Source organism: Herbaspirillum sp. B65 (assembly GCF_000333555.1).
Lineage (GTDB): Bacteria > Pseudomonadota > Gammaproteobacteria > Burkholderiales > Burkholderiaceae_D > Herbaspirillum > Herbaspirillum rubrisubalbicans.
Genome location: NZ_BADI01000047.1, coordinates 1 through 4903 on the forward strand (window position 1 = coordinate 1; position 4903 = coordinate 4903).

Genomic DNA, 4903 nt, shown 5'->3' on the forward strand with positions numbered 1-4903 from the left:
CGGTCTGTTCCTGTTCCTGATGCTGCCCTTCATCCTGTTCCTGTTGGACAGCAGCCTGCTCTCGGAAGGTACTTTCGCCTATCTCAAGGGCTTCACGTCGGGCTGGTTCGTCAAGCTCATCATCCTGGCCCTGTCCTGGGCCTATCTGCACCACTTCTGCGCCGGCATCCGCCACCTGATCATGGATAACCATATCGGTCTGGACAAGGACAGCGCGCGCAAGTCCTCGGCAACGGTCCTGGTGGTCAGCATCACGCTGATGGTCCTGGTCGCATTGAAACTGTTCGGAGCATTCTGAAAATGGCTGATAACAACATCGGACCCAAGCGCCTGGTCGTGGGCGCTCACTATGGCCTGCGTGACTGGATGGCGCAACGCGCCACCGCCGTGGTGATGGCGATCTACACCGTGATCCTGCTGGTGTGCTTCTTCACCGCGACCAACTTCAGCTACCAGGGCTGGGCGGCGCTGTTCGCGCATCAATGGTTCAAGGTGGCCACCTTTGCCGTGTTCATGGCGCTGTTCTTCCACGTCTGGATCGGCGTGCGTGATGCGCTGATGGACTACGTCAAGCTCGTTGGCCTGCGCCTGGTCCTGCAAGTTGCCACTATCGTGTGGCTGATCGCTTGCGCTGGCTATGCCGCGCAGATTCTGTGGAGAAACTAATCGTGGCTGCAATCAAATCCGCCATCACTACCCGCCGCTTTGACGCGGTCATCGTCGGCGCCGGTGGCTCCGGTATGCGCGCCTCGTTGCAACTGGCCGAAGCCGGCCTGAACGTGGCTGTCCTGTCCAAGGTCTTCCCGACCCGCTCGCACACCGTGGCTGCCCAAGGCGGCATCGGCGCTTCGCTGGGCAACATGTCCGAAGACAATTGGTACTGGCACATGTTCGACACCGTCAAGGGTTCGGACTACCTGGGTGACCAGGACGCCATCGAATTCATGTGCCGCGAAGCACCGAAAGCTGTTTACGAGCTGGAACACTTCGGTATGCCCTTCGACCGCAACCCGGATGGCACCATCTACCAGCGTCCGTTCGGCGGCCACACCGCTAACCTGGGCGAAAAGCCGGTGCAGCGTGCCTGTGCCGCCGCTGACCGTACCGGTCACGCGCTGCTGCACACCCTGTACCAGCGCAACGTGCGCGCCAAGACCCACTTCTTCGTCGAATGGATGGCGCTGGACCTGATCCGCAACGAAGAGGGCGATGTCCTCGGCGTGGTCGCGCTGGAAATGGAAACCGGCGAAATCATGATGCTGCACGCCAAGACCACCCTGTTCGCCACCGGCGGTGCAGGTCGTATCTGGGCCGCATCGACCAATGCCTTCATCAATACCGGCGACGGTATGGGCATGGCCGCACGTGCCGGCCTGCCGCTGCAGGACATGGAATTCTGGCAGTTCCACCCGACCGGCGTGGCCGGCGCGGGCGTGCTGATCACCGAAGGCGTGCGCGGCGAAGGCGGCATCCTGATCAACAGCAACGGCGAACGCTTCATGGAGCGCTACGCGCCGACCCTGAAGGATCTGGCCCCGCGTGACTTCGTTTCGCGTTCGATGGACCAGGAAATCAAGGAAGGCCGCGGCGTCGGTCCGCACAAGGATCACGTGCTGCTGGATCTGCGCCACATCGGTGCCGATACCATCAAGAAGCGCCTGCCCTCGATCCTGGAAATCGCCCACAAGTTCGCCAACGTCGATGCGACCAAGGAACCGATCCCGGTCGTGCCGACCATCCACTACCAGATGGGTGGCATCCCCACCAACGTCCATGGTCAGGTGGTCGCACCCAAGGGTGGTTCGATGAAGGAAGTGGTGCAGGGCATGTACGCCATCGGCGAATGCGCCTGCGTGTCGGTGCACGGCGCCAACCGCCTGGGTACCAACTCGCTGCTGGACCTGGTGGTGTTCGGTCGTGCTGCCGGCAACCATATCGTCGGTACCCGCCTGCAGGACCAGAGCCACAAGCCGATCCCGGCCGGCGCCCTGGACCGTTCGCTGGAACGCATTGCGCACCTGGAGAGCAGCACCGGTTCCGAGCGCGTGCAAGACGTGGCCAACGACATCCGTGCCACCATGCAGAAGTACTGCGGCGTGTTCCGTACCGACGCCCTGCTGCAGGAAGGCTATACCAAGATCATGGAGCTGGACGAGCGTCGCAAGCACGTCTCCTTCAAGGACAAGTCCAAGGTCTTCAACACTGCCCGCGTGGAAGCGCTGGAACTGGACAACCTGATCGAAACCGCCAAGGCCACCATCACCTCGGCCGCAGCTCGCAAGGAATCGCGTGGCGCCCACGCCCACAGCGACTACGAGCAACGCGACGACGTGAACTGGCTCAAGCACACGCTGTGGTTCTCCGAGGGGAATCGTCTCGACTACAAGCCGGTCAACATGCAGCCGCTGACCGTCGAGACCTTCAAACCTAAAGCACGTACTTTCTAAGAGGTCGCAACATGACTCGCACCCTGAAATTCAAGATTTATCGTTACGATCCGGACAAGGACGACAAGCCGTACATGCAAGACCTGACGGTGGAGTTGAAGCCCACCGACAAGATGCTGCTGGATGCCCTGCAACGCATCAAGTCCGATGTGGACGATTCGCTGGCGCTGCGTCGCTCCTGCCGCGAAGGCGTGTGCGGCTCGGACGCCATGAACATCAACGGCAAGAACGGCCTGGCCTGCATCACCAACCTGAACGAACTGACCGAACCCATCGTTCTGAAGCCCCTGCCTGGCTTGCCGGTGATTCGCGACCTGATCGTCGATATGACGAACTTCTTCAAGCAGTACGACTCGATCAAGCCTTACCTGATCAACGACAGCATTCCGCCCGAAAAGGAACGCCTGCAGTCGCCCGAACAGCGTGAAGAGCTCGATGGCGTCTACGAGTGCATTCTGTGCGCCTGCTGCTCGACCTCCTGCCCGTCGTTCTGGTGGAACCCGGACCGTTTCGTCGGCCCGGCCGGTCTGCTGCAAGCCTACCGCTTCATCGCCGACAGCCGCGACGAAGCCACCGGCGCGCGTCTGGACAATCTGGAAGATCCGTATCGCCTGTTCCGTTGCCGTTCCATCATGAACTGCGTCGATGTCTGCCCCAAGGGTCTGAACCCCAACAAGGCCATCGGCAAGATCAAGGAACTGATGGTTCGTCGTTCGGTATAAGTCGTATCGGTTGATCGGCCCGCCAGACCCGCCGTGGTTGGCGGGCTGCAGCGAGGGGGAGCAGGGCTGCAAGCGGCTTCCCTGACCGTCCCAGTCAGTTTTGGTGCGGTTGAAGTGAATGGAAAGACAAGAAATGAGCGAGTTCACGACTGAACAGCGTCACCAGGATGATCCGGCCAAACGGGCGCGACTGCGCTGGCGTGCGCGTCGCGGGCTGCTGGAGAACGACCTGATCCTGACGCGCTATCTCGATGCCCATGAGGCCGAGATGAGCGACGACGAGGTGGATGCCTTTTCGCGCCTGATGGACCTGACTGACAACGACCTGATGGACCTGTTGCTGGCTCGCAAGGAGCCCGAAGCGGCGGTCGATCTGCCCCAAGTGCATGCGTTGCTCAAGACACTGCGTACTGCCTGACTGTTGCACGAATATTGCGCCTGGCCACAAGCCAGACGGATTTTGCCCGATCGCGGCCGGCTCCAACTCGCCCCCCGGCGCATCCGCACCACGATGCAGCCCGGCTTGCGGCCGCGGCGTTTGATTAACGGTTTCACCATCCCAGCAAAAGGAAAAGCTATGTCCAATACCGATATCAAAGCTACCCTGTCGTTCTCCGACGGCTCTCCGTCCGTAGATTTTCCTATCTACAAGGGCAGCATCGGCCCTGATGTGATCGATATCCGTAAGCTCTACGGCGCCACCGGCAAGTTCACCTATGACCCGGGCTTCATGTCGACCGCTTCCTGCAATTCCTCCATCACCTACATCGATGGCGACAAGGGCGAGCTGCTGTACCGCGGCTACCCGATCGAGCAGTTGGCGGTGAATTGCGACTTCCTGGAATCCTGCTACCTGCTGCTGCACGGTGAGCTGCCCAACGCCAAGCAGAAGGTGGATTTCGTCAAGACCGTGACCGAGCACACCATGGTCCACGAGCAGATGAACTTCTTCTTCCGTGGCTTCCGCCGCGATGCGCACCCGATGGCCGTGCTGACCGGTTCCGTGGGCGCGCTGTCGGCCTTCTACCACGATTCGCTGGACATCTCCAACGCCAACCACCGCGAAGTCTCGGCCATCCGCATGATCGCCAAGCTGCCGACCCTGGTGGCTATGGCTTACAAGTACAGCATCGGCCAGCCGTTCGTCTATCCGCGCAACGATCTGTCCTACACTGCCAACTTCATGCGCATGATGTTCGCCAACCCGTGCGAAGAGTACCAGGTCAATGAAGTGCTGGTGCGCGCGCTGGACCGCATCCTGATCCTGCACGCCGATCACGAGCAGAACGCCTCGACCTCGACCGTGCGCCTGGCCGGTTCCTCCGGTGCCAATCCGTTCGCATGTATCGCTGCCGGTATCGCCTGCCTGTGGGGTCCTGCCCACGGTGGCGCCAACGAAGCCGCACTGAACATGCTGGAACAGATCGGTTCCGTGGACAAGATCCCTGAATTCATCACCCAAGTGAAGGACAAGAACTCGGGCGTGAAGCTGATGGGCTTCGGTCACCGCGTCTACAAGAACTACGACCCGCGTGCCAAGCTGATGCGCGAAACCTGCTACGAAGTCCTGAACGAACTGGGCCTGCACGACGACCCGCTGTTTTCAGCTGGCATGGAGCTGGAAAAGATCGCGCTGGAAGACGAATACTTCGTCTNCCGCAGGCTGTACCCGAACGTCGACTTCTACTCGGGCATCGTGCAGCGCGCCCTGGGCATCCCGACCTCGATGTTCAC

Annotated in this window: 6 protein-coding genes; all 6 read left to right on the forward strand. The window is 60.9% G+C overall.

Features of this window, described 5'->3' with window-relative positions:
* Positions 1-298, forward strand: a 298-nt coding sequence (gene sdhC / locus I5W_RS01015; protein WP_044527856.1) for a succinate dehydrogenase, cytochrome b556 subunit, incomplete at its 5' end; no start/stop codon positions are given.
* A 2-nt stretch (positions 299-300) separates the two neighbouring features.
* Positions 301-666: a succinate dehydrogenase, hydrophobic membrane anchor protein gene (gene sdhD, locus I5W_RS01020; RefSeq protein ID WP_017451786.1), complete on the forward strand. Its 366-nt coding sequence runs from the start codon at positions 301-303 to the stop codon at positions 664-666.
* Positions 667-668: 2 nt separating this feature from the next.
* Positions 669-2447, forward strand: a complete 1779-nt coding sequence (sdhA, locus tag I5W_RS01025; RefSeq protein ID WP_017451787.1) for a succinate dehydrogenase flavoprotein subunit — start codon at positions 669-671, stop codon at positions 2445-2447.
* A gap of 11 nt (positions 2448-2458) precedes the next feature.
* A complete protein-coding gene (locus I5W_RS01030) occupies positions 2459-3169 on the forward strand; it encodes a succinate dehydrogenase iron-sulfur subunit (RefSeq protein ID WP_017451788.1) in 711 nt (236 codons plus the stop codon).
* A gap of 133 nt (positions 3170-3302) precedes the next feature.
* The gene (locus I5W_RS01035) at positions 3303-3587 is read left to right on the forward strand and encodes an FAD assembly factor SdhE (protein ID WP_017451789.1); all 285 of its coding nucleotides are present in this window, start codon (positions 3303-3305) and stop codon (positions 3585-3587) included.
* 159 nt (positions 3588-3746) lie between these two features.
* A partial coding sequence (gene gltA / locus I5W_RS01040; protein ID WP_044527857.1) for a citrate synthase occupies positions 3747-4903 on the forward strand: 1157 nt, incomplete at its 3' end.

Bases quoted from the DNA above. Each gene is read 5' to 3' on its own strand.
- I5W_RS01035 (WP_017451789.1), top strand. From the start codon at position 3,303: ATGAGCGAGTTCACGACTGAACAGCGTCACCAGGATGATCCGGCCAAA.
- sdhD (WP_017451786.1), top strand. From the start codon at position 301: ATGGCTGATAACAACATCGGACCCAAGCGCCTGGTCGTGGGCGCTCAC.
- I5W_RS01030 (WP_017451788.1), top strand. From the start codon at position 2,459: ATGACTCGCACCCTGAAATTCAAGATTTATCGTTACGATCCGGACAAG.